28 protein-coding genes are annotated in these 25,938 nt (G+C 62.3%); 15 read left to right on the top strand and 13 right to left on the bottom strand.

The genetic code is table 11. From position 1 onward, the window contains the following. From VMA74_RS19045 to VMA74_RS19035, 3 genes are all read right to left on the bottom strand, one after another. Positions 1-2,619: TonB-dependent receptor (locus VMA74_RS19045; RefSeq protein ID WP_325369859.1), on the bottom strand; the 2,619-nt coding region annotated here is incomplete at its 3' end. A gap of 33 nt (positions 2,620-2,652) precedes the next feature. After that, positions 2,653-3,717: a LacI family DNA-binding transcriptional regulator gene (locus VMA74_RS19040; RefSeq protein ID WP_325369857.1), complete on the bottom strand. Its 1,065-nt coding sequence runs from the start codon at positions 3,715-3,717 to the stop codon at positions 2,653-2,655. 401 nt (positions 3,718-4,118) lie between these two features. Next, positions 4,119-4,688 carry a hydrolase gene (locus tag VMA74_RS19035; protein WP_325369856.1) on the bottom strand — a complete coding sequence of 190 codons (570 nt, stop codon included), beginning with the start codon at positions 4,686-4,688 and terminating at the stop codon, positions 4,119-4,121. A 60-nt stretch (positions 4,689-4,748) separates the two neighbouring features. Between VMA74_RS19035 and VMA74_RS19030 the strand changes: the two genes are divergently transcribed. Continuing rightward, on the top strand, positions 4,749-5,363 hold the full coding sequence (locus VMA74_RS19030; RefSeq protein ID WP_325369854.1) for a TetR/AcrR family transcriptional regulator: 615 nt from the start codon (positions 4,749-4,751) through the stop codon (positions 5,361-5,363). Between the two features lie 4 nt (positions 5,364-5,367). Here the strand turns inward: VMA74_RS19030 and VMA74_RS19025 are convergent, their stop codons facing one another. The 3 genes from VMA74_RS19025 to VMA74_RS19015 all read right to left on the bottom strand — a co-directional run bounded on the left by VMA74_RS19025 (position 5,368) and on the right by VMA74_RS19015 (position 7,677). Beyond that, the gene (locus VMA74_RS19025) at positions 5,368-5,673 is read right to left on the bottom strand and encodes an Hpt domain-containing protein (RefSeq protein WP_325369852.1); all 306 of its coding nucleotides are present in this window, start codon (positions 5,671-5,673) and stop codon (positions 5,368-5,370) included. Between the two features lie 115 nt (positions 5,674-5,788). Further along, positions 5,789-7,012, bottom strand: a complete 1,224-nt coding sequence (locus tag VMA74_RS19020) for a response regulator (protein ID WP_325369850.1) — start codon at positions 7,010-7,012, stop codon at positions 5,789-5,791. Then, a complete protein-coding gene (locus VMA74_RS19015; protein WP_325369848.1) occupies positions 7,009-7,677 on the bottom strand; it encodes a response regulator transcription factor in 669 nt (222 codons plus the stop codon). The genes VMA74_RS19020 and VMA74_RS19015 overlap by 4 nt, the downstream gene beginning before the upstream one ends. A 427-nt stretch (positions 7,678-8,104) precedes the next feature. On the opposite strand from VMA74_RS19015, the gene VMA74_RS19010 reads away from it, so the two are divergent. Then, a complete protein-coding gene (locus tag VMA74_RS19010) occupies positions 8,105-10,147 on the top strand; it encodes an ATP-binding protein (protein ID WP_325369846.1) in 2,043 nt (680 codons plus the stop codon). 49 nt (positions 10,148-10,196) lie between these two features. Here VMA74_RS19010 and VMA74_RS19005 read toward each other — a convergent pair whose 3' ends face one another. Next, positions 10,197-10,628, bottom strand: a complete 432-nt coding sequence (locus VMA74_RS19005; RefSeq protein ID WP_325369844.1) for a DUF4156 domain-containing protein — start codon at positions 10,626-10,628, stop codon at positions 10,197-10,199. Positions 10,629-10,905: 277 nt separating this feature from the next. On the opposite strand from VMA74_RS19005, the gene VMA74_RS19000 reads away from it, so the two are divergent. From VMA74_RS19000 to VMA74_RS18960, 9 genes are read left to right on the top strand one after another with little or no spacing between them, the layout of a single operon-like run. Then, complete coding sequence (locus tag VMA74_RS19000) at positions 10,906-11,112, top strand: hypothetical protein (protein WP_325369842.1); 207 nt, start codon at positions 10,906-10,908, stop codon at positions 11,110-11,112. Positions 11,113-11,145: 33 nt separating this feature from the next. Next, positions 11,146-11,322, top strand: a complete 177-nt coding sequence (locus VMA74_RS18995; RefSeq protein ID WP_325369840.1) for a hypothetical protein — start codon at positions 11,146-11,148, stop codon at positions 11,320-11,322. A 38-nt stretch (positions 11,323-11,360) separates the two neighbouring features. After that, complete coding sequence (gene trmL, locus VMA74_RS18990; protein ID WP_325369837.1) at positions 11,361-11,831, top strand: tRNA (uridine(34)/cytosine(34)/5-carboxymethylaminomethyluridine(34)-2'-O)-methyltransferase TrmL; 471 nt, start codon at positions 11,361-11,363, stop codon at positions 11,829-11,831. A gap of 40 nt (positions 11,832-11,871) precedes the next feature. Next, complete coding sequence (locus tag VMA74_RS18985) at positions 11,872-12,522, top strand: ubiquinone biosynthesis accessory factor UbiJ (RefSeq protein WP_325369835.1); 651 nt, start codon at positions 11,872-11,874, stop codon at positions 12,520-12,522. Between the two features lie 5 nt (positions 12,523-12,527). Next, positions 12,528-14,165, top strand: a complete 1,638-nt coding sequence (ubiB, locus tag VMA74_RS18980; protein WP_414649642.1) for a ubiquinone biosynthesis regulatory protein kinase UbiB — start codon at positions 12,528-12,530, stop codon at positions 14,163-14,165. Between the two features lie 28 nt (positions 14,166-14,193). Then, a complete protein-coding gene (locus VMA74_RS18975) occupies positions 14,194-14,922 on the top strand; it encodes a pseudouridine synthase (RefSeq protein ID WP_325369831.1) in 729 nt (242 codons plus the stop codon). A gap of 9 nt (positions 14,923-14,931) precedes the next feature. Continuing rightward, on the top strand, positions 14,932-15,354 hold the full coding sequence (gene arfB / locus VMA74_RS18970) for an alternative ribosome rescue aminoacyl-tRNA hydrolase ArfB (protein WP_325369829.1): 423 nt from the start codon (positions 14,932-14,934) through the stop codon (positions 15,352-15,354). Next, positions 15,351-15,950, top strand: coding sequence for a 1-acyl-sn-glycerol-3-phosphate acyltransferase (locus tag VMA74_RS18965; RefSeq protein WP_325369827.1), 600 nt, complete (start codon positions 15,351-15,353; stop codon positions 15,948-15,950). Before arfB ends, VMA74_RS18965 begins: the two co-directional genes overlap by 4 nt. Positions 15,951-15,961: 11 nt before the next feature. Continuing rightward, positions 15,962-16,597, top strand: a complete 636-nt coding sequence (locus tag VMA74_RS18960) for a LysE family translocator (RefSeq protein WP_325369825.1) — start codon at positions 15,962-15,964, stop codon at positions 16,595-16,597. A gap of 15 nt (positions 16,598-16,612) precedes the next feature. Here the strand turns inward: VMA74_RS18960 and VMA74_RS18955 are convergent, their stop codons facing one another. Beyond that, the gene (locus VMA74_RS18955; protein WP_414649641.1) at positions 16,613-17,632 is read right to left on the bottom strand and encodes a LysR family transcriptional regulator; all 1,020 of its coding nucleotides are present in this window, start codon (positions 17,630-17,632) and stop codon (positions 16,613-16,615) included. Positions 17,633-17,793: 161 nt separating this feature from the next. Between VMA74_RS18955 and aceB the strand changes: the two genes are divergently transcribed. Together aceB and aceA are read left to right on the top strand one after the other, a co-directional pair. After that, complete coding sequence (gene aceB / locus VMA74_RS18950) at positions 17,794-19,389, top strand: malate synthase A (protein ID WP_325369823.1); 1,596 nt, start codon at positions 17,794-17,796, stop codon at positions 19,387-19,389. Between the two features lie 28 nt (positions 19,390-19,417). Then, positions 19,418-20,713, top strand: coding sequence for an isocitrate lyase (gene aceA, locus VMA74_RS18945; RefSeq protein WP_325369821.1), 1,296 nt, complete (start codon positions 19,418-19,420; stop codon positions 20,711-20,713). A 46-nt stretch (positions 20,714-20,759) separates the two neighbouring features. Here the strand turns inward: aceA and VMA74_RS18940 are convergent, their stop codons facing one another. Next, the gene (locus VMA74_RS18940) at positions 20,760-22,277 is read right to left on the bottom strand and encodes a YifB family Mg chelatase-like AAA ATPase (RefSeq protein WP_325369820.1); all 1,518 of its coding nucleotides are present in this window, start codon (positions 22,275-22,277) and stop codon (positions 20,760-20,762) included. Positions 22,278-22,408: 131 nt separating this feature from the next. Continuing rightward, entirely contained in the window at positions 22,409-22,885 is a 477-nt protein-coding gene (locus tag VMA74_RS18935; RefSeq protein ID WP_325369818.1) for an accessory factor UbiK family protein, read from the bottom strand. On the opposite strand from VMA74_RS18935, the gene glnK reads away from it, so the two are divergent. Continuing rightward, positions 22,863-23,201, top strand: coding sequence for a P-II family nitrogen regulator (gene glnK / locus VMA74_RS18930; protein WP_325369816.1), 339 nt, complete (start codon positions 22,863-22,865; stop codon positions 23,199-23,201). The genes VMA74_RS18935 and glnK overlap by 23 nt on opposite strands. Here the strand turns inward: glnK and VMA74_RS18925 are convergent, their stop codons facing one another. Both VMA74_RS18925 and gpmA read right to left on the bottom strand, forming a co-directional pair. Further along, a complete protein-coding gene (locus VMA74_RS18925) occupies positions 23,202-23,747 on the bottom strand; it encodes a DUF1453 domain-containing protein (protein ID WP_325369814.1) in 546 nt (181 codons plus the stop codon). A 93-nt stretch (positions 23,748-23,840) separates the two neighbouring features. Further along, positions 23,841-24,584 carry a 2,3-diphosphoglycerate-dependent phosphoglycerate mutase gene (gene gpmA, locus VMA74_RS18920; protein WP_325369812.1) on the bottom strand — a complete coding sequence of 248 codons (744 nt, stop codon included), beginning with the start codon at positions 24,582-24,584 and terminating at the stop codon, positions 23,841-23,843. 145 nt (positions 24,585-24,729) lie between these two features. On the opposite strand from gpmA, the gene VMA74_RS18915 reads away from it, so the two are divergent. Then, on the top strand, positions 24,730-25,377 hold the full coding sequence (locus tag VMA74_RS18915; protein ID WP_325369810.1) for a hypothetical protein: 648 nt from the start codon (positions 24,730-24,732) through the stop codon (positions 25,375-25,377). 3 nt (positions 25,378-25,380) lie between these two features. Here the strand turns inward: VMA74_RS18915 and hemF are convergent. Next, positions 25,381-25,938, bottom strand: a 558-nt coding sequence (gene hemF / locus VMA74_RS18910; protein ID WP_325369808.1) for an oxygen-dependent coproporphyrinogen oxidase, incomplete at its 5' end; no start/stop codon positions are given.

Below are 25,938 nucleotides of genomic sequence, written 5' to 3'. Positions count from 1 at the left end.
AAACAGCAAACCCCAAGGCGCATCAGCGGAACCCGAAACAACAAGGCGGTGCTTGGCGACAGCGGAACCGACGAAGGGGTAGTCTTGAATCGTTGCCTCGTCGAAGGCGTATTGGTCTGTCACGTCCTGGTTATCGTTGTTCTGCCTCGCTTTCGTATAGGTGTAGGCGATGTTGATGCCCCAATGCGATTCCGGCGTATACGGCTTTTGCACCGACACCAACACCTGTTGCGTCTTCTGCGTGAGGCCATTGTTGGCGATGATCAAATTGCCGAAGCCGGGAATGCTCTGCGTCCACGGCTGCCCGCCGTTTTGCCAGAAAGCGCCATTTGGCCAGCGGTTGCCCAGCGTGAACACGACGCCGTTGAAACGGTTGACCTGCGCCAACGTCACATCCGTAATCCAGTCGCCTACCTGGTTACGCATGCCGATACTGATCTGATCGGAATACGGCGTCTTCAAGTTGTTGTTCATCAGGTCCACTTCCCGACCCAAGGTCGTGCCGGTCAACAATCCCTGCAACACGCCGATGCCGCCCAGATACGCGGGGTTCCAAGGAAGGCAAGGACCGGATCCACACGGATGGTATTGATTCGGGAACGTGATCGTCGCCTCGGCCAGCGCCAGCTTGGTTTGCTCCAGCTGCAGGATTTCATAAATGGTCCGGTCGTACGAACGCCCTGCGCCACCATGAACAACGTGCTTCTGGTCGCCGTTGATGTCATACGAAAAACCAAAGCGTGGCTGGATTTCGTTGGTCTGCGCGTGACGGTTGTGACCGTTGCTGATGTAATCATTGACGTTTACGCCGCCCATCGCCAGCGATTGCGCATAAGTCACGCCAGCTGGCGCATTGGGGTTTTGCGCGTTGAGCGCCGCCACTACCGAAGCCGGCGTGACGAAATTGAGATAGGAAGGCGTCTGTTCGTAATCCCAGCGAATGCCAAGGTTCAAAGTCAAATGATCGTCGACGGTCCAATCATCCTGGATATAGGTACCAAGCTGACGATCATTGGTTCTCACGACCGGACTCAATCCCGGCAACCCAATCGGGAACAACACCTGATACGGCGTGGCTAGCGTACCCGTTGGCGTTACATCGTAAGAGAATTGCGGGTTGAACTCGCCGGCATCTTGTGCGAGAAGCTGTATCAGCTTGTACTTCACACCCATCTTGATGACGTGGTCGCCATGCCATTCGAGATCGTTGAACGTCAGGTCGTCCTGAATGGAAGGACCCTTTTGACCCTTGTTCTGGGTTCCACGCGGATCCGCGGCGCCGTCGGTCAGTATCGCCTGATTTTGATTGTTGTAGGCCGTGTAGGTGGAGCCGTCGCCGATATTCACCGCACTCGGCTTGAAGAACGCGTTTTCGTAGGTGAATTGCAAACGGTTGAACCAGGCGTCAGCACTGTGATCCCAACGAATGTCGAAGCGACGGTCGTAATTGATCTGATTGAGCGCTGACGATGCGGCCACGCCCGTCCCTGTTCCGACGATAGCGGTTTCGTCGCGATACTTGCCGCTCACTTCAATGCGATCGCGGTTGGTCGGCTCGTAATCGAACTTGAGGAAGTACAGGTTCTCCTTGAACGGCAGGCTGGATGGCCCTAGCTGCGCCAGCGCACTCGCCGGCAACTGGGCAACAAGCTGCTGCGAAGCGGCGCCGGGCGTCACCGCGATCGGCGTGTCGTATTCCTTGCCCTCGTAGGCCAGGAAGAAATGCGCCTTGTCCTGGATGATCGGGCCACCGAACGAGAAACCGTATTCCTTGTCGTGGGAGGGCTGCTTCTTCTTTGCCGCTATTTCGGAGGGGTTCATTGCGCGCATTCGTGTATCGGTCCAGTCACCGAATACCTCGCCATGAAATTCGTTGGTGCCGGACTTGGTTTCGGCAATGACCGCCGCGCTGGAAATCTGGTCGTATTCGGCCTTGTAGTTGGAGGTGACGACCTTGTATTCGCCGATCGCCAGCTGCGGGAACGGATTGCCCTGCGTATTGTTCTGTCCGCTGATGCCACCGTTCTCCACGTAGTTCTTCTGGCCAATGCCATCGATGTAGACATTGATACCGGCCGGCGCCTGGCCGCCGGATTGCAAGCTGGTATTGCCGTTCTGCTGCACCGTAAACACCATGCCCGGCACGGTGTCGGCGAATTCGAGAAAGTTGCGCGTGATCTGCGGCACAGTGGCGATTTCACGCTGTGAAATGGTGGTGCCCACTTCCGAGGTGGTCATCTCCGGCAACGTGGTGGCGGTCACGGTGACGCCGCCAAGGTTCTTGGCGTTGGCGGCGGGTGCGGCGGCGACCAGGTTGAGGGTGGAGGTTGACGCCACGGTGAGTGTGACCACGTGCTGGGTACCGGGGCCGGCATCCACCCGATAGGTGCCGGGCGGCAAGCTCACGAGTGCGTAGCTGCCGTCCTTGCCGGAGGTAGTGGTGCGCGTGTAGCCGGTGGCCACGTTTCTGACCGTGACGATGGTATTGGGCGCAGCCGTACCGCGCAGGTTTGCATCCGAGCTTTGCGCGAACGACATCATCGGCAAGGCTGCGGCGGCGATCGATGTAGCGATCCATCGCGCCAACATCAGTTTCCTGGACTTCGATACGGCATGCATGGCTCTCCCCTCCCCAACGTGTTGCGGGTTTCGTTATGGTGGTGATGGTCGCGGTGATTTGCGGGGCTTGCGTGGTGTTGCGGCGACACCGTTTTTTGCCCCGCAGGATTCGCGGATGACGATGTCGCATCCCAGCGTGTCGACCGATGCGGGTGTCTTGTCGGCCGGATTCAGCAATGCCGCCAGGCGCTCCAGCGCCATGCGGCCCAGATCGGCGATGCGCACTTGCACCGTGCTCAGCGGCGGCGTGACGTAGCGGGCAATCAGGATGTCGTCGAAGCCGGCCAGGGCGATCTCGCCCGGCACATCGATGCCGGCTTCCTTGAAAGCGTAGAGGCAGCCGATGGCCATCATGTCGTTGGCGGCGAACACGGCCTGCGGGCGCGGTTTCCTGCTCAACAGTTCGCGTCCGGCGCGGTAGCCCGATTCTTCGGTGAAATCGCCATCGACCACGGTCAAGGCGGCGCCCGGCGCATGCTTGGCCATGGCGGCGCAGTAGCCTTTCTCGCGTTGCTGCGCATCGAAGTTGGTCTTGGGGCCGCCGATGAAGGCGATGTGCTGATGCCCCGCTTCGGCCAGATGCCGCACCATGGCGATGGCGCCGGCGCGGTTGTCGATGTTGAGCACGGGATAGCGTGTGCTTTTTACCGGGCTGTCGAGCAGCACGGCCGGCAATTTCTCGGGCAGGTTTTCCGCCAGGAAGGCGGCATCGACGTATTCGGAAAGAATCAGCATGCCGTCGACACGGCCGCGCATGGCGCGCACCGCCGCGGCGGCATCCTCCACACCATCGTGCGAACTGGATACCAGCAGGTGCAGGCCACGCGCTCGCGCGGCCAGGTCGATGCCGCGGATCAGTTCAGAGAAGAATTCGCCGTACAAATCCGGCAGTACCGCGCCGATGGTGTGCGTGCGTCCGGTGATCAGGCTGCGCGCCGCGTTGTCGGGTACGTAGTGCAAGCGCGCGGCGACTTCGCGCACGATTTTCTGGGTTGCGGGTGTGACGCCGCCCAGGCCGTTGAGCACGCGCGATACCGAAGCGACCGAGACTTTCGCCTCGCGCGCCACGTCCTTGATGGTTGCGTTCTTGGTCGTCATCGAAGCGTCCCCTTGCGTGGTGGATGTCCGTACATCCTAACGGCGGCGCAAACGTAAACGTTTTCATGGAGGCTTGTAAAGGTTTTCATGGGCGCTTGTAAAGCCACATCCACGACGTTTTGCGCTGCGCCGCAAAAATCAGCGGCGCGGATTAGCGCGCGGAAAGGCCAGCGTTTGGCGCCAGAATGGCTGTGCGGGGAAAACAGAAATGACGCGGCGATGCAGCATCAAGGGGATGGCGGCGCAGGTGCCCGATCGACGAGCGGCGTGAAGAGGCTGTGGCCTGCGTGTGGACGGGCAGTGTGCAGGCCGATGTACCGACTTTCCTCGCCCCTAAAACATGGGGCACGTCCATGTGCCACTCACGCGTGTGCCGGGACGGCGAGCTATCCGCGGGAAGATCAGCCGAGCATGTCCAAAACCTGCGCGGTCGAACGCACCCGGCCCAGTCGCGGAAATATGTTCTTGATGGCGAAAGCATGATGTTCGCCACTCGCGGCGCTCATCGCGTCTTCGACGAACACGATGCCGAAACCCAGTTCCCACGCATTGCGTGCCGTGGACTCCACGCCGATGTTGGTGGAAATGCCGCCAAGCACGATGTGCTCGATGCCGCGGCGACGCAGTTGCAATTCCAATTCGGTGCCGTAGAAGGCGCCCCATTGGCGCTTGGTGACCTGGATGTCGCTGTCGGCCACGCCGAGTTCGGCGGGGAAGTCCTGCCAATCGGGCGGAAAACTCCTCGCCGGCGGCGGCTGGTCGACAGGCTGGCGCAGCATGTCGCCGGCATCGGCGGACCAGCCGACGCGCACCCGCACCACGGGCGAGCCCAGCTGATGGAAGCGGCGAACCAGTGCGCCGGCTTTTTCCAGCACCTCGGCACCGGTATAGGGGCCGCCGGCGAACGGTACGATACCCTTTTGCAGATCGATAAGAACCAGCGCGGTACGGCGCGGATCAAGCTTTTCCACGGTAATCTCCAACAGACAAAGATAAAAGATGAGGACATCCTCATCTTGGAGTTTATGAGGATGTCCTCACATAAATCAATCGGGCCGCGCCGCCAACCGCAGCGCCAGCGCGGCCACGAACGGGTGGCTGCCTTGCTGGAAGCGGCCGGCGCCTGCTTCCTGGAAAAGGGCTACGAAGGCACCACCATGACGGAAGTGGCGGCGCGCGCGGGCGCGGCGATCGGCTCGCTATATCAGTTCTTTCCCACCAAGGAAGCGCTGGCCAATGCCTTGCTGGCGCAATACGCTCAGGCCGCCTGCACCGAATTGGCAAGCCTGGCGGAGCCATCGCAGCACTGGACCACCGCGGAATGGGCCGAGCGCTTGTGTGCTTTTCTGGTCGCTTTCCGCAAGCGCCATCCTGCATTCCTGGCGCTGGTGGAATCCATGCCGACACCGGCGGCCGACGGCTTGAGCATTCGCCGGCGCATTCGCGCCGAGATACAAGGCTTGCTGGCACGCCGCGCCTCCCACCGCTCGGCGGCGGACATCCATGCCGCCGCCGTCGTCGTGCAGCAGATGATGAAAAGTGCAGCCGCCATCCAGGGGGAGCCCGGCATGCCTGGGCGCCAGGCCGCGCTGGCGCAAATGCAGTACGCCCTGCAGCTGTATCTGCAGGGCGTATTCGAAGCGTAGGCCGTTATCGGTAGCTGTCGATCAGGCGGCGCATGGCGCGATCGAGCTGACGCAGGGCGCCTTCGCAAGCGGCGACGGCGTGGCCGCGCAGGTCTTCTTCGAGACGTTCGCAGAGCGCTGCGGCCTGCCCTTCCCCAAAGACGATGAGCGCGCCCTTCAGGGCATGCAGCCGCGTCAGCAGCTCGTTTTTATTCTGCGCACGCCAGGCGCTCAGGATGGCACGCAGATCGGCTTCGCAACTGCTGACGAAGATCTTGCGGACTTCTTCGGAGCAGGCAAACGGGCCGGGATGGGTGGGATGTGGGCACATGCTTGGGCGGCAACGACGCAACTTTGCGTAATTTCCGGCAGTGTTGCCGTACCTAGGCCGACAGAGGATAGGAATAGTTTGAAAACACTTGCGGGCCTGATGCTCACGGCACGCATCAGCGTGCGCTGTCGATCGGCTCGAAGTAGCGTGCAATCGCTTGCTTCAGCGCCTGCACCATGGTTTCCATCTGCACGGCCCGGATTGCGGTCGCGTTTCTGGCGACCTGCTCGAGCCGGTCGGCCGCGTCCGCCATCTCCCGTGCGCCCAGCATGAGCGCCGCGCCTTTCATGCGATGCGCGAAATGCGCGATCTCCTCGCCTTGCCGGCGCTTGATGGCCTGTTCGATAGCGAGGATGTCTTCGGCCATGGACGCCTGATACAGCGCGCGTAGGCCGATGTTGGGGGATTCATCGCGCGCAACGGCAGCTTCATCGGCCTGGTGGGGCGCCTGCTCTAGCCACACCTGCAGGATAGCTCGCAGTTCTTCCGGGCGCAGCGGCTTTTTCAGCACGCCATCCATGCCGCTATCCACGCACATTGTCAGATGCCGGGCATCCGAAGCGGACGAAATGGCAATGATGGGCACGGGGGGCAATCCTTGTTCGGCCTCGCGCTGGCGGATGCGCCGGGTGGTTTCGTAGCCGTCCATATCCGGCATGTGGCAATCCATCAGGATCAAGGCAGGGCGCTGGCGCGCGACTTCCGCCAACGCCGCGGCGCCATCGGACAGGCCCACCGGCTCGACGCCCTGCGTCTTGAGCTGCTCCAGCAGAATGAAACGGCTCTGCGGATGATCTTCCACGACCAGAATGCGTGGCTGTGTGCCCATCAGGACACCGTCGGTCGTCGACGCCATAGGCGCTTCGGCCGCTGCGAGTGGCGCGTCAACCCCATCGGTGTGAAGGCAGCCCAGCGGCATGCGGTGGGCGTCGAGCTTGGAGAGGTCCAGCAGCTCGTCCACGCGTTGCAGCAGGGCTTGCGCCGCGTTGGTCGCCGTATGCGCAAGGTGCTGCTGATGTTCGCTGAGCGGCGTCCTCCGCAGCGTATCGATGGATCCGAGAAGCGCATGGATGGAAGGGCGGATTTCATGACTCATCACCGACAGCAAGCGCGACTTCAGCTTTTCGCTGTGCGCGGCATTTTTTCTGGCGCCCCAGGCGCGCCAGGCAAAAAAAGCCAGCAAGGCCACGCCGAGCGTGAACGAAGCGATCTCCCACGCATAGTCGCGCAACGCAGATCGGGCTGTCGGTGCGCCGTCGTCCGCCGCAGCCAGCGTCCACGAACACATGAATGCGAGCAGGCCAACCCATCGGCCAGCCATGGCCTTGCGCGCGCTCATGGCTTGTCCAGCAGATGCCTGATCTTGAACAGCTCGTTATTGGTCCGTATGCCCAGTTTGCGAAAGGCTGAATTCTTCTGCGCGCTGATGGTGGTGATGCCCCTGGAAAACTTCGCCGCAATTTCCGTGACGGACATGCCATCGAGCACACAGCGCAATACTTCCCGCTCGCGCGGAGAAAGCTTGGAATAGCCAAGCAATTCGTCACCCGCTTCTTCGCCGGATTGCGCAGTGGAGCCGATGGCCGACGCCAGATCGCGGCTGAGATAGGTGCGGCCGGAGGCGACAGCGCGTATCGCCAGCATCAGGTCGGCCTGGTCCTGGCCCTTGCCGACGAACCCATGCGCACCCGCCCGTATGGCCAGCGCTACCGTGGCGGGATTGTGATGAGAGGACATCACCAGGATCCGCTCATGCGGGAAGCGAATCTTCAAGGCACGGATCAGATTCAGGCCATCGACGTCCGACGGCCCCAGCGCATAGTCGGCAACCACCACATCCGCGCGGGTATCCTTGAGCGCCGCAAACAGTTCACGACTGGTGCGAAAGCTGCCCACCACATCGATCGAATACTCCTGCTTGAGCAGCAGCTCCAGGCCACGACGTATCACTTCGTGATCATCGAGCAGCATCACGCGCAAGCGCGCGCTCATTGGGTCCGACATTCCCTACTCCTTGTGATGCAAGCGGCTATTCAACGGCCTGAAAATACACCGGCGATAGCGGCATGCCGCAAACAGAGCGCAAAGCTGTGCATGCCGTTCCGCCTTCCAGGCGCGAACAACAACGTCCTTATCGCTTTACTCCCCAACTGAACCAGCCATACGAAGCGGAATCACTCTGCCGTATGCGGCAGACAAGATAGCAAAAACCGGCGCTGACGTTGCTGTCTTCACGAAAGACATTTCGTACATCTACTAGGCACACGCGGACGGTGCGCGCCGATACTTTTCAGGCTCGCAAGCAGCCTCCTGCACTTTCCTTTCCGTGGCCATGCCCATCATTCGCAGCCAAATTCGCTCGCTTTGCCTGGCATGCTGGCTGTCGGCATGCTGGTTGCTGTGGCCGTGCTTGGCTTTTGCGCAAAAACCCATGGAACGCTACACGCCGCAGGAAAAGGCGTGGGTCCAGGCCAACCCGATCGTCCGCTTTGCCGTCTACCCGGGCGGCCGCCCTTTCATACATATGAAGGGGGACCAGCCTGCCGGCGTGGCCATGGAGTACCTGCTGGCCATTGCCAGATCGAGCGATCTAACGTTCGAACCCGTCCATGTCGCCAACATCAGGGAAGCCAAGCTGGCTTTGCAGCGCCACGAGCTGGACCTGCTGCCGGTGGCGCCCTCGCTGCAGGATGGCAGCGCATCTGATAACGCGTTGTTGACGACCCGTCCTTACTTCGTGGGGACCGCAGTCATCATGACGCGCGCTTCCACCGGCAGCATCTTTCGCCTGAGTGAGCTGGATGGCCTGCACGTGGCGGTTCGTCGCGACAGCCTTCTTCACCAGTTGTTGAAGAACCAGTTTCCGACCATCACGCTAGTCCCCGTGACCGATGCGCAAGACGAATTGGATGCCGTTTCCAGCGGCATGGCCGACGCAGCGGTGGATGTGGACACGGCCTTGCTCCCGCTCTGGCGGAAGACGTACTTCAGCAACCTGCATGTGTCCGGTGCGATCAGCGACATGGTTTTGAGCTTTCGCATGGGCGTGCGCAGCGCTGATCCCATGTTGGCCTCGATCATCGACAAGTCGCTTGCTTCGCTGACCGCCAAGCAAACCGACGAGATGATGGCGAAGTGGATGGAGGACTCCGACTACGGCACTACGTCCTGGCGCGTGCATTACCGCTTTCATGCGCTGGAAATCACGGCGGCGCTGATATTGTTGCTGGCTCTCGTCTATCTCTATGGCCGTGCACGCAAGGACCGTCGGCGCGCCGAGCAGAGCGAAAAAGATAAGGCGATGTTTCTGGCAGTGATGAGCCATGAAATCCGCGTTCCCTTGAGCGCCGTGCTGTCTTCCATCGAACTGCTCAAGCTCACGCGCCTCAACAAGAACCAGAGAGAGTTGCTACTCACATCGAGCTCCGCAGCAGATGCATTGCTCAGGCTGGTCGATGACGTGCTGGACCTTTCCAAGCTCGAAGCCGACGGCCTGACACTGGACTACACGCCCACCGATATCCGCAAGCTGGTGCAAGACATGGTGCAGATCATCCGGCACCGCGTGGACGAAAAAGGCCTCCAACTCAATCTCCGCATCGACGTTCCGGACGACTCGAGCGTGCTGTTGGATGCCACCCGCATTCAGCAAGTGATGATCAATCTGCTGACCAATGCGATCAAATTCACCCATCACGGCAGCGTCACACTCGACATCGCACTGAGCCGGTCCGGCAGCGATGCTGCATCTCGCAAACTCTCCGTAAGCGTTTGCGACACCGGCATCGGCATTCCGCCAGAACAGCACACCCGGCTCTTTCATGCGTATGTGCAAGCGGACAGCACGATAGCGCGCCGTTATGGCGGAACCGGACTTGGCCTGAGCATCAGCCGGCAGCTGATCGAACTGATGGGCGGCACCATCACGCTGCACAGCGAAGTGAATGTGGGCACCACCATCTCATTCGGCGTCCCCGTACAGCTCGCCCCGACCGCGGCAACCCCGGCGGAAGAAAGCCATCCCGCTCAGTGGCATCAGTCGGGCAAGACCAAGGAGGTGTCCGTCTTGCTGGTCGAGGACCATCCCGCCATCCGCTTTGTCTTCGAGCAGCAGCTACGCAGCATCGGCTGCCTGGTCACCGCGTGTCCGGATGGTGCGACGGCGCTGCGCGTATTCGATAGCAGGCCCTTCGACCTGGTGCTGATGGATTGCGGCCTGCCGGACATGAGCGGTTACGAGGTGACGCGCACCCTACGCACGCGCGAAAAAGGCGGCCGGCACACGCCGATTCTGGCTCTGTCTGCGTCCACCGATGCCGCGCACAAGATGACATGCATCGAATGCGGCATGGACGGGCTTTTGAAGAAACCGCTGGAATTATCCTTGCTGCGCTCGGAAATCCAGGTCTGGTGCGATGTCGAGCTACCCGATCCCGCATCGCGCTACGACGGCAGTACCGAGGCGGGCGGCTGACCGTGGCAAAAGGCGGCCTGGTGCACAGGCCGCCTCTGAGTGCATGCCGTCAGCCGCCTTGGGCCGGATAGGTCTGGAACCCGCCACTCTGCTGCGGTGGTGATTGCGGTGGCTGATTGCCGGGATTCTGCGCCGGGGCCGGCGAGTAGCCGGGGCCGGCCTGGCGGCTGCCGCAGACATAAGCCTCCCATGCTTGTGAGCCCTCGACTGGGTCACCCAGCGGCTTGATCGTGTCCGCGTGCATGCTCATTGCGCTGTTGCGCGCCTGCACCTGCAATTCGTCGCGCACCTTGATGTCGTTGCGATCGAACGGTCCGACGCGGCTCATCACCGACACGGTGATCTTGCCGAGGTCGCGGCAGCCGGTCACATCGCCCGTCCACACGGTGCGGACGCTGTTCGAACCTGGATCCGGGTTGATGCCCCAGGTACAGCCGCCAAGCAACACGAGCAGTGCGAGCAGCAGCAGAGACTTGCGCATAGGTAACTCCATCGAAGCGAGTGGAAACGTGCGTCCGCCGAACATCGTAGCGCGTCGCCGCCGACTGTCGCCTAACGCCGGCTTAGCGCAGCGGCAGCGGGCATCATCCGGACACTGTCCGATCCCGCCTGTCCGGTGTCCGCGGACAACCCAACTCACTCACCCGATAGACGAAAATGTCCTTCGCATCAGTGTGTTGCATTTGCAGGGCGGCTTGGCACAGGGATTGCTGATTCAACAGCGAGGAACTTCACCCTGATGAGTCGGAGATACGGACATGAAATTCGAAACAATCATTCTGCGCGGCCTGTTCGTGGCATGCATGCTGGTCTGCGGCCTGATCCTGGCGGCGATGGTGATCAGCAAGCCGGCGCCGATGCAGCTGGCGGGCAACACGTCGATCGCTTCATTGCTCGCAGCAGCACCTTCCAGCTGCGTACTGCCGCTGGTCGACGACATGATCTGCGCGCGCGCTTCGATCTGACGCTTTCCCTGGAATCTTTTAGGAATTATCGCCATGAACATCGAGAGCTTGTTTCTTCGCGGATTGTTTGGCGCCAGCGTGCTGGTTTGCGGACTGACACTCGCCGCGATGGTGACCGCCAGCCCTGCCTCGGCCGGGATCACCACCAACCATACGGTTGCCGCCGCCACCGTGGCCTTGTCGGCAGCTGACGCCGGCAACGCGGGCTGATTGCGGCACGCCGTCGCCGGTCAGCTGATAATGGCAGCATGCTGCATGTCATCCTCTTCCGCCCCGAAATCCCGCCGAACACAGGCAACGTGATCAGGCTGTGCGCCAACACCGGCGCCTCGCTGCATCTGATTCGTCCCCTGGGCTTCGAACTCGATGATGCGCGCCTGCGGCGCGCAGGCCTCGACTACCACGAATATGCCCGCGTCAGCGTCCACGACGATCTCGATGCATGCCTGGCAGCGCTTGATCACCCGCGCGTTTTCGCATTTTCTACACGCGGCCGCGCCTGGCACGTCGACGCACGCTTCAGCGAAGGCGATGCGTTGCTGTTCGGCTGCGAGACAGCAGGGTTGCCGGACGCCGTGCTGTCTGCACTGCCCGCTCAACAGCGCTTGCGGCTGCCGATGCGTGCGGACAGCCGCAGCCTCAATCTTTCCAACAGCGTGGCCGTAGCGGTGTACGAAGCGTGGCGCCAGCTCGGGTTTGCCGGCGCCGCCGATCCTTGAGACAGGCTGCGCTCCCGGCAAGGCCAGCTACAATCGCGGCATGACTGCCGCTCCCTCCCCGCAACTGCTCCCCCGACCGCTGCGCAAGCTTGCCGGCCGTGCACTGGAAACCACGCTCAATCACGCGCTTTCGCTCGACCCTGAGACACAAGCCAAGCTCTCGGCGCTCGAAGGCCGCAGCGTGCAGCTGCACTTGCAGGGCATGCAGCTGGCCTTGGCCGTGACGGTCGAGGGCAACCGCCTGAAAGTCGGTCCCGCGCCGGAGCGCAGCGATCTGCGCGTGGCCGCCACGCCCGGTAGCCTGCTGTCGATGCTGTTGCGCCGCCACGGCGAGGGTCTGGCACCCGGCAAGGTGGACATCGCCGGCGATGCCGAACTGGCACGCCGGCTGGAAAAACTCGCCAGCGGCTTTGCGCCGGATTTCGAGCAAGCCTTCGCCCGTACCTTTGGCGACGTGATCGGCGTGCCGCTGGCAAAAGCCGTGCGTGAAGGTCTTGCTCACGCACGCGAAACCGCCTCGCATCTCGCCGAGGATGGCGCGGCCTGGCTACGCGATGAAACGCAGGTGGCCGTCGCACCCGGTGAGGTCGAAAGCTTCCTCGACGACGTCGATAGCCTGCGCGAACGCGCCGAACGGCTGGAGGCGCGCCTTGCCCGGTTCGAGCGCCTGCAACGGGGAAGCCACTTGTGACGCCGTTGAAGGTCGTGCCGGGCTTGCTGCGCGTCGCCGTCGTGCTGCTGCGCTATCGGCTCGACGAACTGGTCGACGCCACCCATCTGTTCCGCCCGCTCAAGTTCGTGCGCCCCTTGCTGGGCCGGCCGGTGGTGGATGTGGGCCCGCTGTCGCGCGGCGCGCGCATTCGCCTGGCGTTGAACGAGCTTGGCCCGATCTTCGTCAAGGCCGGCCAGATCCTGTCGACGCGCCGCGATCTGGTGCCAGGCGATATCGCCGACGAGCTGGCCCTGTTGCAGGATCAAGTCACGCCATTCCCGGGTGACCAGGCGCGCGCCATCGTCGAGCGCGAATTGAAGCATCCGATCGAGCAGCTCTACGCGAGCTTCGATCCGGTACCGCTGGCCTCCGCCTCGATCTCGCAAGTGCATGCCGCGACGCTACATGACGGTCGCGCCGTGGTGGCGAAAGTGCTGCGCCCGAAGATCGAGGAACGCATCGCGCGCGACGTCAGCCTGTTGCATTCGCTGGGTGAAATGGCGCAGCGCTGGCACCCCAATGCCGACAAGATCCGCCCGCTCGAGGTGGTGGCCGAAGTCGAGAAGATGCTGGAAAACGAGCTGGACTTGCAGCGCGAGGGTGCCAACGCCAGCCTTTTGCGCCGCAATTTCATCAGCGGGGTGGATCTGTACGTACCCGAGGTGCACTGGGAACTCACCACCGCCGGCGTGCTGACCCTGGAGCGCGTGGTCGGCATTTCTTCCGATGACGTCGCGGCAATCGACGCGGCCGGTATCGATCGCAAGCGGCTGGCCGCAAAGGGCGTGCGCCTGTTCTATGAACAGGTGTTTCGTGACAACTTCTTCCACGCCGATGCGCACCCCGGCAACATCTGGGTGGATCCCACGCGCAAGGAAGAACCACGTTTCATTGCGCTGGATTTCGGCATCATGGGCTCGCTGCCCGAAGCGGATCAGTATTGGCTCGCGCAGAATTTCATCGCCCTGTTCGAGCGTGACTATGCGCGCATCGCCAAGCTGCATGTCGATGCCGGCTGGATGCCGGCGAGTGTGCGGCTGGACGAATTGGAAGCCGCTGTACGCACCGTATGCGAACCCTACTTCACGCGCCCGCTGTCGCAGATCTCGCTGGCCGAGCTGGTGGTGAAGCTGTTCCAGACCGCGCGCCGCTTCGAGCTCACCTTGCAGCCGCAGCTGATCCTGCTGCAGAAGACGCTGCTCAATATCGAGGGCGTCGGGCGCATGCTGGATCCGGACATCGACATCTGGGCAGTGGCGCATCCGGTGCTCAAACGCATTCTGCGCGAGCGCTACAGCCCTCGCCGCACGCTGCGCGAAATTCGCAAACGCATCCCGGAATGGTTCCACAACGCCCCGCAACTGCCGGAACTGGTGCGCGATGCATTGCGCCAGGTGGCAGTCGGCGAACAACGCCTGCTGGCCGACGCGGACGAGTTGAGCCACCAGCGACATCTGGTGCGCAAACTGATGCAGATGATGGGCAGCGGCTTGCTGGGTTCCACGCTGATCATCTGCGGCACGGTGATGTGGACGTTTGGGCAACAGCATGCGCCGTTGCTGCCGCTGGGCCTGGGTGTGTGCGGCCTGCTGTCATTCGCGTACGGATGGCTGCGGCGTTAGCGCGCCACGTGGTTGAGCCGCATTTCTGATGCTGGAGATCCTTTATCACGACGACGCCCTGATCGCGGTCAACAAACCCGCGGGGCTCGCCGTGCATCGCTCGAAAATGGTGGGCAATGCCGACAGCTTCCTGATCGACCTGCTGCGCGAACAGCTTGGCGGCACGCTTTACCTGGCGCATCGCCTGGATCGCGCGACCAGCGGCGTGCTGCTCGTTGCGCGTTCCACCGAAGTCGCCGCGGCGCTGGGCGAGCAGTTCATGGGCCGCGACGTGCATAAGCAATACCTGACGGTGGTGCGCGGCTGGCCGGAGCCGGCCGAGGGCGTGATCGATTATCCGCTGCCCGGTTCGCGCGATAGCGGGCCGCGCCGCGAGGCCCGCACCGGCTATCGGCGCCTGGCCACGGTAGAAGTGCCGATCGCACTGGGCCGTTATCCCCAACAGCGCTACGCATGGGTGCTGGCGGAACCGCAAACCGGCCGCTTCCGCCAGATCCGCAAGCACATGGCGCACATCCACCATCCGGTGATGGGCGATTGCCAGCATGGGCGCAGCGATCACAATCGGCTGTACAAGCAATATTTCGGCTGTCACCGCATGCTGCTGCATGCCTGGCGGCTCAGCTTCCGGCATCCGATCGACGGTCGGCCGATGCTGCTGGAGGCGCCGCTGGACGCAGCCTTCCAGTCCCTGTTGCAGCGCTTCGACTGGTCAGTGCCGGGCACTGAAACCATAAGTACCATGTCGACAAGCTAAACTTGTTGCATGTTGCCCGTAAGCCGATCCATCCACCTGCCGGAATCCGAGCTGGTCGTCCGCTTCATGCGCGCGGACGGCCCTGGCGGCCAGCACGTCAATCGCACAGAAAGCGCGGTGGAGCTGCGCTTCGATGTGTTGCATTCGCCGTCCCTGCCGGAAGACGTGCGCGAACGGCTGCTGGCGCGCCGCGATCGGCGCATGACCGACGAAGGCGTGCTGGTGATCCAGGCTCGGCGGTTCCGCGATCAAGGCCGCAATCGCGAGGATGCACGCGAACGCCTGCTGGACATCCTGCGCGCCGCGCTGGTCGCCCCGAAGAAACGCATTGCGACCAAGCCTTCTCGCGCATCGCAGCAACGTCGGCTGGAAGGCAAGCAGCAGCGGGCAAAAATCAAACAAGGCCGATCACGCGCCTGGGGCCACGAATGAGCCAGCCGATGCTGCCGGCCGTGCCGCCGCAAGCCCCGCTGCTCGACAGCCGTTTTTGGCCCTGGTTGATGCGCGGCCTGCTGCGCCTTTCCGGCTGGCGCCTGCTTGGCCAATTGCCGGACGAACCCAAAGTGATCCTGATCGGCGCACCGCATTCGTCCTACTGGGATGGCGTGTGGGGATTGATGATCAAGATCGCGCTGGGCATCAACATCAACATCATGATCAAGCGTGAAGTGCTTGAAGGGCCGCTCGGCATCATCCTGCGACCGATCGGCATGATTCCCATCAACCGCAAGGCGGCATTGAACGTGGTCGGCCAGATGGCCAAGCGTTTCAATGAACGGGAACGCATGTGGCTGGGCATTACGCCCGAGGGCACACGCAAGCATGTCCAGCAGTGGAAATCCGGTTTTCTGCGCATCGCGCGCGAGGCGGACGTGCCGATCCAGCCGGTGTTTATCGATTATCCCAGCAAGACCTTTACGCTCGGGCCGCTGGTTCGCGCCAGCGATGATCCCGACGCGGACATGACGGCGATACGCGCGCTGTTTCGGCCTTATCGCGGCAAGCACCGCAACACGGAAGCAATCTGAAGGGGCAAACGGTGGACAGTTTCGGCATCCAGCATTACGACGCTTTTCTGCTGGCCAGCATCGCGCTCAATCTCACGCCAGGGCTGGATACGTTCTACATCCTCACGCGCAGCGGTCGTGAAGGACACGCCGTAGGCATGGCGGCGGCACTCGGCATCAATGCTGGGTGCATCGTGCACACGCTCGCAGCGGTGCTGGGTATTTCAGCCATCCTGATGACCTCGGCGTTCGCCTTCAGCCTGTTGAAATACCTGGGTGCGGCTTACCTGGCATGGATCGGCCTGCGCATGTTGCTGTCGCGCGCGACGGTGCGGCGACCCACCGAAACGCGCGGGAAGGGACTGGCTGCGGCGTTTCGGCAAGGCATGCTGACCAATGTGCTCAATCCCAAAGTCGCGCTGTTCTTTCTGGCCTTTTTGCCGCAATTCGTATTGATGCATGCGTCGCATGCACAGTTCGGCCTGGTGCTGCTTGGGCTGAGCTTTATCGGTACCGGCCTTACCTGGTCGACGGTGCTGGCCTTGACGGGAGGCCGCATTCATCGCCTGCTGACGACCCAGCCGCAACTCGGGCAATGGATGGATCGCCTGTGTGGGATGGTATTGCTAGCGTTCGGCATCAAGCTGGCGCTGCAGCGGCAGGCATGATGTCGGCAACCCTGGCTAGCGTTCGGAGTGCCCGGGCTCATCGTAATCGCGGTGAGTCAGCAAGCCCGGCTTGATCAAATCGATGAACGCCTGTGCTTCCTTGCTCAGGAATTTGCCCTTGCGCATCACCACGCCATAACTGCGCTGCGGAAAGTACTGGCGCATATTGCGCACGGCCAGCCGCTGGCGATCCGCGTCCGTAATGCAGATGCTGGTGACGATGGAAATGCCCATGCCCATGGCTACGTATTCCTTGATTACTTCCCAACCGCCGACTTCAATGGCGACGTGATAAGGCACCTGCCGCTGCTGGAACACCAGATCCACCAGCCGGTACGTGGAGAGGCGCTGCGGCGGCAAGATCAAGCCATACGGCGAGAGATCCTCCAGCACCACGTTTTGCTGGCTTGCCAGCGGATGATCCCGTGGCGCAATCAGCAGCGGGTCGTAGTGGTAGATCGGCGCCCAGGCAATGTCGTTCGGCACATCCAGCATGGAACCGACGGCGAAGTCCGCCTCATCCGCGCGCAACAGGGCCATGCCATCCTTGCCGGTGACGTTGGCCAGTTGCAACTGCACGTCGGGGAAACGCTCGCGGTATTGCCGCACCAGGCTGGGCAGCAGGTACTGAATGGTGGAACTGCCGGCCGCAATGGTCAGCTTGCCCGCCTGCCGGCCTTTGATCTTGGCCTGGAACTGGTGATCCAGATTTTCCCAGCCCTCCACCAGCGGGCGCGCCAGCTCGTAGAGGGCTTCGCCAGCGTCGGTGAGGTTGATGCGCCGGCGGCTGCGGTGCAGTAGCTCTACCCCCAGCTCTCGTTCCAGCGCCTGCAACTGCAGGCTGATCGAGGGCTGGGAGAGGTACAGCGCCTCCGCTGCACGGCTGAGCGTGCCCAACTTCACGGTGGTGACGAAGGCGCGCATCTGCTTGAGGCGGTTGCCCTTGTAGTAATACCGCCCGGCCTCCGCTTGAGGTACGGCAATCTTTCGCCTCGACGCACGCTTCACGCTGCTCGGCGGGGTCTTTTTCGCCATATCGGTCCTCCGGTCGAGCCCAGGATGCCAGCTCAATCAATAATTTAAATTAAGTATTGATTTTTTAAATATGAAAAATTGAAACATTTGCTTTGTCAAATTTAATCCAAATGACTAGCGTGCTCCTAGACCCGCCATCCAACAAGCTGGAGAAGCAGCCCATGGCAGTACCTAGCGAAAAGCTCGTCAGCCGCCCCATCGAGATCCATGCCAACACGACCGGCTACGAAGCCATCCTTACCCCCGAGGCACTGGCTTTCCTGGCCCGCCTGCACCGCTTTGCGGAACCGCGGCGCCGCCAGCTGCTGGAAGCCCGGCGCCAGCGCCAGGCGCGCTATGACGCCGGTGTGCTGCCGGATTTTCGGGCCGACACGCAGGAAATCCGCAGCACCGACTGGAGCGTGGCGCCCATTCCCGCTGCCCTGCAGGACCGGCGGGTGGAGATCACCGGGCCGGTCGAACGCAAGATGATCATCAACGCGCTGAACTCCGGCGCGAGAGTGTTCATGGCCGACTTCGAGGATTCCTCCGCCCCCAGCTTCGCCAATCAGCTGGATGGCCAGGTCAATCTGCGCGACGCCGTGAACGGCACGCTGGAATATCGCTCCCCCGACGGCAAGCACTATCGGGTCGGCGCCAACCCGGCGGTATTGGTGATACGCCCGCGCGGCTGGCATCTGCCGGAGCGGCACATCACCGCGTACGGCGAGCCTATCGCCGGTGCGCTGGTCGACTTCGGGCTGTTCGCTTTCCACAACGCCCATGCCCTGCAGGCACGCGACCATGGCCCATACCTCTATCTGCCCAAGCTCGAAGCCATGGAGGAGGCTGCGCTATGGAACGACGTAATGGCCCTGGCCGAGGGCGAGCTCGATCTGCCCTACGGCACGATGAAAGCCACCGTGCTGATCGAGACCCTGCCGGCCGTATTCCAGATGCACGAGATCCTGCACGCATTGCGTGAGCGGGCCGTCGGTCTCAACTGCGGCCGCTGGGACTACATCTTTTCCTATCTGAAAACCTTCCGCCGCCATCGCGACCGCTTGCTGCCTGACCGCGGCCAGGTGGTGATGACGGTGCCATTCCTCAAAGCGTATTCGGAACTATTGATCCAGACCTGCCATCGCCGCGGCGCCTTTGCGATGGGCGGCATGGCCGCGCAGATCCCGATTAAGGGCGATGAGCAAGCGAACGAACTGGCGATGGCAAAAGTGCGCGCCGACAAACTGCGCGAAGTTCAGGCAGGTCACGACGGAACCTGGGTCGCGCACCCCGCGCTGGTGCCGGTGGCGATGGAGATTTTCGATCACCACATGCCTACCCCGAATCAGCTGCACGTCAAACGTGACGACGTACGCGTGGATCGCGACACGCTGATCGCACCTTGCGCGGGCACCATTACGCGTGCCGGCTTCGACAACAACGTGGAAGTAGCCCTGCGCTACACCGCCGCCTGGCTGGAAGGCCTGGGTTGTGTGCCGATCCATAACCTGATGGAAGATGCGGCAACCGCCGAAATCGCGCGCGCGCAACTATGGCAGTGGCTGCATCACGGCAGTCTCGAATTCACCGATCACGCGCCGATCGACATGGCGCTGTTCGACCAGGTGCTGGCCGCTCACACGCATCGCCTGCAAGAAAGCACCTTGCCTGGTGCACGGCGCGCTGCCGACGCGGCCAAGCTGCTGGCGGAACTCACGCGTGCCGACGAATTCAGCAACTTCCTCACCCTTCCTGCCTACGAACAGCTCGCCTGAGCGCGCGCGATGATATGGAGTACGTGATATGAAAACCAACTTGCCGACCGCCGAACAGATTGCACTGGACTGGCAGAACAACCCCCGTTGGGCCGGTATCCAGCGCACGTATACCGCCGAGGATGTGGTGCGTTTGCGCGGCACGGTCGCGGTCGAACATTCGCTGGCGCGCCGCGGCGCGGAGCGCCTGTGGAAGTCCATGCACAAGGAATCCTTCGTCAATGCCTTGGGCGCACTCACCGGCAACCAGGCCATGCAGCAGGTGAAGGCCGGCTTGCAGGCCATTTACCTGAGTGGCTGGCAAGTCGCCGCCGATGCCAATGTGGCGGGCGAAATGTATCCCGATCAATCGCTGTATCCAGCCAACTCGGTGCCGCTGGTGGTCAAACGCATCAATAACACGTTGCTGCGCGCAGACCAGTTGCATCATGCCGAGGGCAAGGACGACGTCGACTGGATGGTGCCGATCGTCGCAGATGCAGAGGCCGGCTTCGGCGGCGTGCTCAATGCATTCGAGCTGATGAAGGCGATGATCGAGGCGGGTGCCGCCGGCGTGCATTTCGAGGACCAGCTCGCCTCGGTGAAAAAGTGTGGCCACATGGGCGGCAAGGTGCTGGTACCCACACGCGAGGCGGTGGAAAAGTTGAACGCAGCACGTCTGGCGGCTGATGTGCTCGGTGTACCGACGATCCTGGTGGCGCGCACTGATGCGGACGCTGCCGACCTGCTCACCTCCGACGTCGACACCAACGACAAGCCCTTCACCACCGGCGAACGCACCGTCGAAGGTTTCTTCCGCGTGCGCGCTGGGCTGGAACAAGCCATCAGCCGCGGTCTTGCTTATGCGCCCTACGCCGACCTCGTCTGGTGCGAAACCAGCCAGCCGAACCTGGAGCAGGCACGCCAGTTCGCCGAAGCCGTCCACGCAAAATTCCCGGGCAAGCTGCTCGCCTACAACTGCTCGCCCAGCTTCAACTGGAAGCGCCATCTGGACGACGCCACGATCGCCAAGTTCCAGCGGGAACTCGGCGCGATGGGCTACAAGTTCCAGTTCATCACCCTCGCCGGCTTCCACAGTTTGAACTACAGCATGTTCGAATTGGCGCACGGCTATGCGCGCCGGCAGATGAGCGCGTTCGTGGACCTGCAGGAAAAGGAGTTTGCCGCGACCGAACTGGGCTTCACGGCCGTGAAGCATCAACGTGAAGTAGGCACGGGATATTTTGATGCCGTGACGCAAGCGATCCAGCAGGGCAAATCGTCGACGGTGGCCTTGAAAGGTTCCACGGAAGAGGCACAGTTCCACCACGCCTCGGCGGCTTGAACGGCATGCGGCCTTTCTCTTGGGAAAGGCCGCTCTTCTGCATTCGCTAATCGGATAACAAGGAAATCCGCCGATATTGCAGCGCCTCGGCCAGATGATGCCGGTCCAGGGCTGCCGCGCCGTTGTCCAGGTCGGCAATCGTTCGCGCCACGCGCAGCGTTCGGTGGTAGGCACGCGCCGAAAGTCCAAGCCGCTCCAGCGCGGTATCGAACCATTTACGTTCCGCCGGCCCTAGCGCGCAATCACGCTCGAGTTCGCGGTTGCTGATTTCCGCATTGGGCCGCCCTGCGCGCGCCAGCGCATGATTGCGCGCACGAATGACGCGCTTGCGTACCGTGGCCGAATCCTCGGCATGCGCGCTGCGCTGCGTGGTCAGATCGCTCAAGGGCACAGTCGGCACATCTACACAGAGATCGATGCGATCGAGCAGCGGGCCGGAAATCCGCGAGCGATAACGCTGCACCTGATCCGGCGAGCAGCGACAGCGTTTGCGCGTGTCGCCGGCATAGCCGCAGGGACAGGGATTCATCGCCGCCACCAATTGGAACTGGGCGGGAAAGCGCAGCTGCCGCGCCGCGCGCGAGATCAAGATATGCCCTGACTCCAGCGGTTCGCGCAACACCTCCAGCACGTGCCGGGTGAATTCGGGCAGTTCGTCGAGGAACAGCACGCCATTGTGCGCAAGCGAGATTTCCCCCGGCCGAGGCTGCGAACCACCACCGACCAGCGCCACAGACGATGCCGTATGGTGCGGTGCCCGGAATGGACGGCGGCGCCAGTGCGCCGGGTCCACCTGCTGGCCAGCCACCGACAACACGGCGCAGGTTTCCAACGCTTCGGATTCGCTCATCGGCGGCAGGATGCCCGGCAGGCGCTCGGCCAGCATGGTCTTGCCCGTGCCGGGCGGCCCCACCAGCAACAGATGATGGCCACCGACGGCGGCGATCTCCAGGGCGCGGCGCGCCTGCAACTGCCCACGCACATCGATAAGATCCGGCCCGACATCGTTGTCGGGTGTCAGAACCAGCGCCGAGGTGGGTTGCATCAGCTCATGGGAGCCATGCAGCCAGCCACACACGTCGCCCAGGGTGTCGGCCACCCGCACATCCACTTCTGGAATCAGGGCGGCCTCTTCCGCGTTGGCAAGCGGCACCACCACCCGCCGACCGCGTGCTCGTGCCCGCAGCAGCGCGGGGAGCACCCCGGAAACGGGACGCAACTGACCAGAAAGCGCCAGTTCACCCAGGAATTCACAATCATCGAGCTTGTCACGAGGAACTTGGTTGCCTGCCGCCAGGATGCCTAGCGCGATGGCCAGGTCGAAGCGACCGCCGTCCTTGGGCAGCTCCGCCGGGGCGAGGTTCACGGTGACCTTGCGGTTGGGGTATTCGAAGGCGGCGCTCTGAATCGCCACGCGCACGCGATCACGAGCCTCGCGCACAGCGGCCTCAGGCAGGCCAACAATATGGGTACTGGGCAAGCCGCCGGAAAGATGGACTTCCACCATCACCTGCGGTGCGGCCACCCCTTCCTGTGCGCGGCTTAACGTGACGGCCAGACTCATGGGGTAAGGCCATCACCCATGCGAGCGGAGTCGCTGGTTGATCGGTCCATCGAGCGACTCCGTGGAATCTCGGCGGAATGAAAAACGGCCGCCCCCGATTCCTTGGGGTGATGGTGACGAATCGGGGACGGCTACCGGAACTGATCAGCTCCGTGAGGTGACGCGGCGGATTCCAATTCCGCCACGCGCCTTTCGAGGTCCTCGACCCGAGCGCGCGTACGCGCCAACACTTGGGCCTGAACGTCGAATTCTTCACGGGTAACCAGCTCGAGATGGCGCAGTCCCTGCGCCAGGATATCGCGAAAATTGGCGCGCAGGTCCTTGTGCGCGTCCACCATCCCTGGCGGAACCAACGAGACAAGTCGAAGGGCAATTTGGTCGATATCCTGCCTCCCCATCATGGTAGGCACCTCGAACTCGTCGGGAGACAGTCTATGAAAAAGATGAAAAGCGGCGCCATCGGTGTGCTCCATCAAAACGTGTAGGTATTTTCCTACAAGACGGGATGGGCTGCCTTTGGGGTGCAGAATCGCTATGCTCCGCACCGCGTGGCCGGGCCCATCGGGGCCGTTGAGGAAAAAAATCATGAAACTGGTGGTGGCTGTCATCAAGCCGTTCAAGCTGGACGATGTCCGCGAGTCGCTCGCCGAGGCGGGCGTGCAAGGGATCACCGTGACCGAGGTGAAGGGCTTCGGCCGTCAGAAAGGCCACACCGAACTTTACCGTGGGGCCGAGTACGTGGTCGATTTTCTGCCCAAGATCAAGGTAGAAGTGGCGGTGGACGACGATCAGGTCGAACGCGTGGTGGAAGCCATTTCGCAGTCCGCCCGCACCGGCAAGATCGGTGACGGCAAGATCTTCGTCAGTAACCTCGAGCAGGTGATCCGTATCCGCACCGGCGAATTGGACCACGACGCCCTGTAATCAGGCCGGCTCGCGCAGCTCCGGCCGGCTGCGCACCAAGCGCTGGTGATGGATCAACAGCCCTGCGTAGTAGCAAACGTAATATCCCACGACCAGGCCGAACGTGAACATGGTCAGCGGGCTCTGCCCCATAGCCGGGCCATGGATGGGCGGTGTCGCGCCGGTCGGATCATGCAGCTGCGGGGAGAGCATGGCGAAGCGCCATACCAGCCGCGCCAGGAGCAAGGCGGTAACGATCGCGCCGATGTAGGGATTGGGTACGTAGCAGTCGCCCTTCACCGGATGCACCTCGAAACGGCTGAGGCGAAGTCCGATCAAACCAAGCGCAGCGCCGGCAACGAAGCCGCCAGCCAGCCCAAGCAGGAGTTGGATGTCATGGATGGCCGCGTAGCCGATGAGTCCGGCAATCAGCGTAAAGATCACGATACGCGCCATCATTCGCTTACGCCTGATCGGCTGTGGACCAAACTGCATGCGCACCCGCCGCCACACGGCGAATGCAATCACCGGGATCAAGACCAGCGGCATGCTGAAATGGGGTGCCATAACGTCTGCTCATAGCAAGTAGCCGCAAGCAGATTAGCAGTGCGCGGCATGCCAGGCGATTGACACCCGTCATGCGTTTTCCGGCAAGGTTCCTTACTTGGCCTTACCCTGGTTGGCCACGGCGGCCAGCTTGGCGGCGATGGCGTCGGCGTCGCCCAGGTAGTAATGGCGCAGAGGCTGGAGTTGTTCGTCGAACTCGTAAACTAGCGGCACGCCGTTGGGAATGTTCAATTCGACAATGTCATCGTCGGAGATGTTGTCCAGATATTTCACCAGCGCGCGGATCGAATTGCCGTGGGCGACCAACAGCACACGTTGGCCGCTGCGAATGGCCGGCGCCAGCACTTCGTTCCAATACGGCAGTACGCGGGCGACGGTATCCTTCAGGCACTCGGTGTCGGGAATCAGCTTAGGATCGAGTTCGGCATAGCGCGGATCTTTTAGCGAAGGATTTTCGTCACGCGCCAGCGGCGGCGGCGGGATGTCGTAGCTGCGGCGCCAGATCTTCACTTGGTCCTCACCGTACTTGGCCGCGGTTTCCGCCTTGTTGAGGCCGGTGAGGCCACCGTAGTGGCGTTCGTTGAGGCGCCAATCGGTGAGCACCGGAATCCACATCAGGTCCATGGCGTCCTGCACATGCCACAAGGTGCGCACGGCGCGCTTGAGCACAGAGGTGTGGGCCACATCGAACTGGTAGCCGGCCTGTGCCAGCAACTCGCCCGACTCACGCGCCTCGGCGGCGCCTTGCTCGGTAATGTCCACATCGGCCCATCCGCTGAAGCGGTTCTCAAGGTTCCATTGGGATTGGCCGTGGCGGATCAGGACGAGCTTATGCATGGTTTGGATTCGAGCGAGGCGGGACAAGTGAAGAATGGTGAAGGCCGTGCGTGGCTGCGTCAATTCCCGGCTGTGCCGAAGGTCACGCTAAACCCTGGCCCGAACGCGCGCATCCTATGCCTGTCCATTCCACGGAGTTTCGATCATGCGCTTTACTACACCGGCTCTAGCACTAGCCCTGATGCTGCCCCTGGCCGCGACCGCCCAGGACATCAGCAAGGTCAACGGCTCGGTTTCTGTCGACGCCGGGCAGCATGCCGGTGACGTGCATAGCGTCAACGGTTCGGTCAACATCGGTGATGGCGCAACCGTGCAGGACGCCAGCACGGTTAACGGTGCCATCCACCTCGGCGCGCGCGCGCAAGCCAACAGCCTGCACACCGTTAACGGCGGAGAGGCCCTTGAGCAAGGCGCCCAAGTGCGTGGTGAGGTACGCAGCACGAATGGAGGCATTTCGCTGGACCCGGGTGCAGACGTGACCGGTGGCGTCTCCAACGTCAATGGCACGATCCGGCTTGATCACGCGCACGTTGGCGGCAATATCGAGACCACTAGTGGTGACATCACCGTCGGAGCGAATTCGCACGTGGATGGCGGCATCATCGTCAACGAACAGCACGGCTGGAACGCCTTCAATCGCCCGCCACGCATAGTCATCGGCCCGCATGCCGTGGTGCGCGGCACGCTGGATTTCCATCGCGAGGTCGTGCTCCAGGTCAGCGACAGTGCGCAAATCGGCCAGGTGAAAGGTGCCACGCCAACGCGCTTCAGCGGTGCACAGCCGTTGAACTAAGCCTTATACCCACTCGCGCGGCTTGAGGTACTCGGCAAGCCGCGCTTCGGCGGAGCCTTCTTCCGGTTGATAGGCATATTCAAAGCGCACGCGCGGCGGCAGGCTCATCAGAATCGATTCCGTCCGGCCACCGGATTGCAGCCCGAACAAGGTGCCGCGATCGTAGACAAGGTTGAACTCCACGTAGCGGCCCCGCCGATAAAGCTGAAACTCGCGCTCGCGTTCGCCATAGGGGGTGTTCTTGCGGCGCTCGACAATTGGTACATAAGCATCCAGGAAGCCTTGCCCCACCGCCTGCATGAAGGCAAAGCAGCGCTCGAAACCGCCATCGCTAAGATCGTCGTAAAACAGGCCGCCGACGCCTCGCGTTTCAGCGCGATGCTTGAGATAGAAATACTCATCGCACCAACGCTTGTAGCGCTCGTATACATCCGCGCCATAGGGTGTACACACGTCACGCGCGACGGCGTGCCAGTGACGCACATCGTCGTCGAAGGGATAAAACGGCGTGAGATCAAACCCGCCGCCAAACCACCACACGGATTCAACCCCCGGTTTGCT

The sequence above is a fragment of the Dyella sp. genome, assembly GCF_035508675.1.
In the GTDB taxonomy this organism is placed as follows: Bacteria; Pseudomonadota; Gammaproteobacteria; order Xanthomonadales; family Rhodanobacteraceae; genus Dyella_B.
Note: the sequence above shows the minus strand (reverse complement) of the source record. Positions and strands in the feature narration are given on the sequence as shown.

What these genes read in the sequence shown, in the direction of transcription:
- VMA74_RS19040 (WP_325369857.1), bottom strand. Translation starts at nt 3,717, where the DNA reads ATGACGACCAAGAACGCAACCATCAAGGACGTGGCGCGCGAGGCGAAA.
- VMA74_RS19030 (WP_325369854.1), top strand. Translation starts at nt 4,749, where the DNA reads ATGTCCTCACATAAATCAATCGGGCCGCGCCGCCAACCGCAGCGCCAG.
- VMA74_RS19025 (WP_325369852.1), bottom strand. Translation starts at nt 5,673, where the DNA reads ATGTGCCCACATCCCACCCATCCCGGCCCGTTTGCCTGCTCCGAAGAA.
- VMA74_RS19020 (WP_325369850.1), bottom strand. Translation starts at nt 7,012, where the DNA reads ATGAGCGCGCGCAAGGCCATGGCTGGCCGATGGGTTGGCCTGCTCGCA.
- VMA74_RS19015 (WP_325369848.1), bottom strand. Translation starts at nt 7,677, where the DNA reads ATGTCGGACCCAATGAGCGCGCGCTTGCGCGTGATGCTGCTCGATGAT.
- VMA74_RS19010 (WP_325369846.1), top strand. Translation starts at nt 8,105, where the DNA reads ATGGAACGCTACACGCCGCAGGAAAAGGCGTGGGTCCAGGCCAACCCG.
- VMA74_RS19005 (WP_325369844.1), bottom strand. Translation starts at nt 10,628, where the DNA reads ATGCGCAAGTCTCTGCTGCTGCTCGCACTGCTCGTGTTGCTTGGCGGC.
- VMA74_RS19000 (WP_325369842.1), top strand. Translation starts at nt 10,906, where the DNA reads ATGAAATTCGAAACAATCATTCTGCGCGGCCTGTTCGTGGCATGCATG.
- VMA74_RS18995 (WP_325369840.1), top strand. Translation starts at nt 11,146, where the DNA reads ATGAACATCGAGAGCTTGTTTCTTCGCGGATTGTTTGGCGCCAGCGTG.
- trmL (WP_325369837.1), top strand. Translation starts at nt 11,361, where the DNA reads ATGCTGCATGTCATCCTCTTCCGCCCCGAAATCCCGCCGAACACAGGC.
- VMA74_RS18985 (WP_325369835.1), top strand. Translation starts at nt 11,872, where the DNA reads ATGACTGCCGCTCCCTCCCCGCAACTGCTCCCCCGACCGCTGCGCAAG.
- VMA74_RS18975 (WP_325369831.1), top strand. Translation starts at nt 14,194, where the DNA reads ATGCTGGAGATCCTTTATCACGACGACGCCCTGATCGCGGTCAACAAA.
- arfB (WP_325369829.1), top strand. Translation starts at nt 14,932, where the DNA reads ATGTTGCCCGTAAGCCGATCCATCCACCTGCCGGAATCCGAGCTGGTC.
- VMA74_RS18965 (WP_325369827.1), top strand. Translation starts at nt 15,351, where the DNA reads ATGAGCCAGCCGATGCTGCCGGCCGTGCCGCCGCAAGCCCCGCTGCTC.
- VMA74_RS18955 (WP_414649641.1), bottom strand. Translation starts at nt 17,632, where the DNA reads ATGGCGAAAAAGACCCCGCCGAGCAGCGTGAAGCGTGCGTCGAGGCGA.
- aceB (WP_325369823.1), top strand. Translation starts at nt 17,794, where the DNA reads ATGGCAGTACCTAGCGAAAAGCTCGTCAGCCGCCCCATCGAGATCCAT.
- aceA (WP_325369821.1), top strand. Translation starts at nt 19,418, where the DNA reads ATGAAAACCAACTTGCCGACCGCCGAACAGATTGCACTGGACTGGCAG.
- VMA74_RS18940 (WP_325369820.1), bottom strand. Translation starts at nt 22,277, where the DNA reads ATGAGTCTGGCCGTCACGTTAAGCCGCGCACAGGAAGGGGTGGCCGCA.
- glnK (WP_325369816.1), top strand. Translation starts at nt 22,863, where the DNA reads ATGAAACTGGTGGTGGCTGTCATCAAGCCGTTCAAGCTGGACGATGTC.
- VMA74_RS18935 (WP_325369818.1), bottom strand. Translation starts at nt 22,885, where the DNA reads ATGACAGCCACCACCAGTTTCATGATTTTTTTCCTCAACGGCCCCGAT.
- VMA74_RS18925 (WP_325369814.1), bottom strand. Translation starts at nt 23,747, where the DNA reads ATGGCACCCCATTTCAGCATGCCGCTGGTCTTGATCCCGGTGATTGCA.
- gpmA (WP_325369812.1), bottom strand. Translation starts at nt 24,584, where the DNA reads ATGCATAAGCTCGTCCTGATCCGCCACGGCCAATCCCAATGGAACCTT.
- VMA74_RS18915 (WP_325369810.1), top strand. Translation starts at nt 24,730, where the DNA reads ATGCGCTTTACTACACCGGCTCTAGCACTAGCCCTGATGCTGCCCCTG.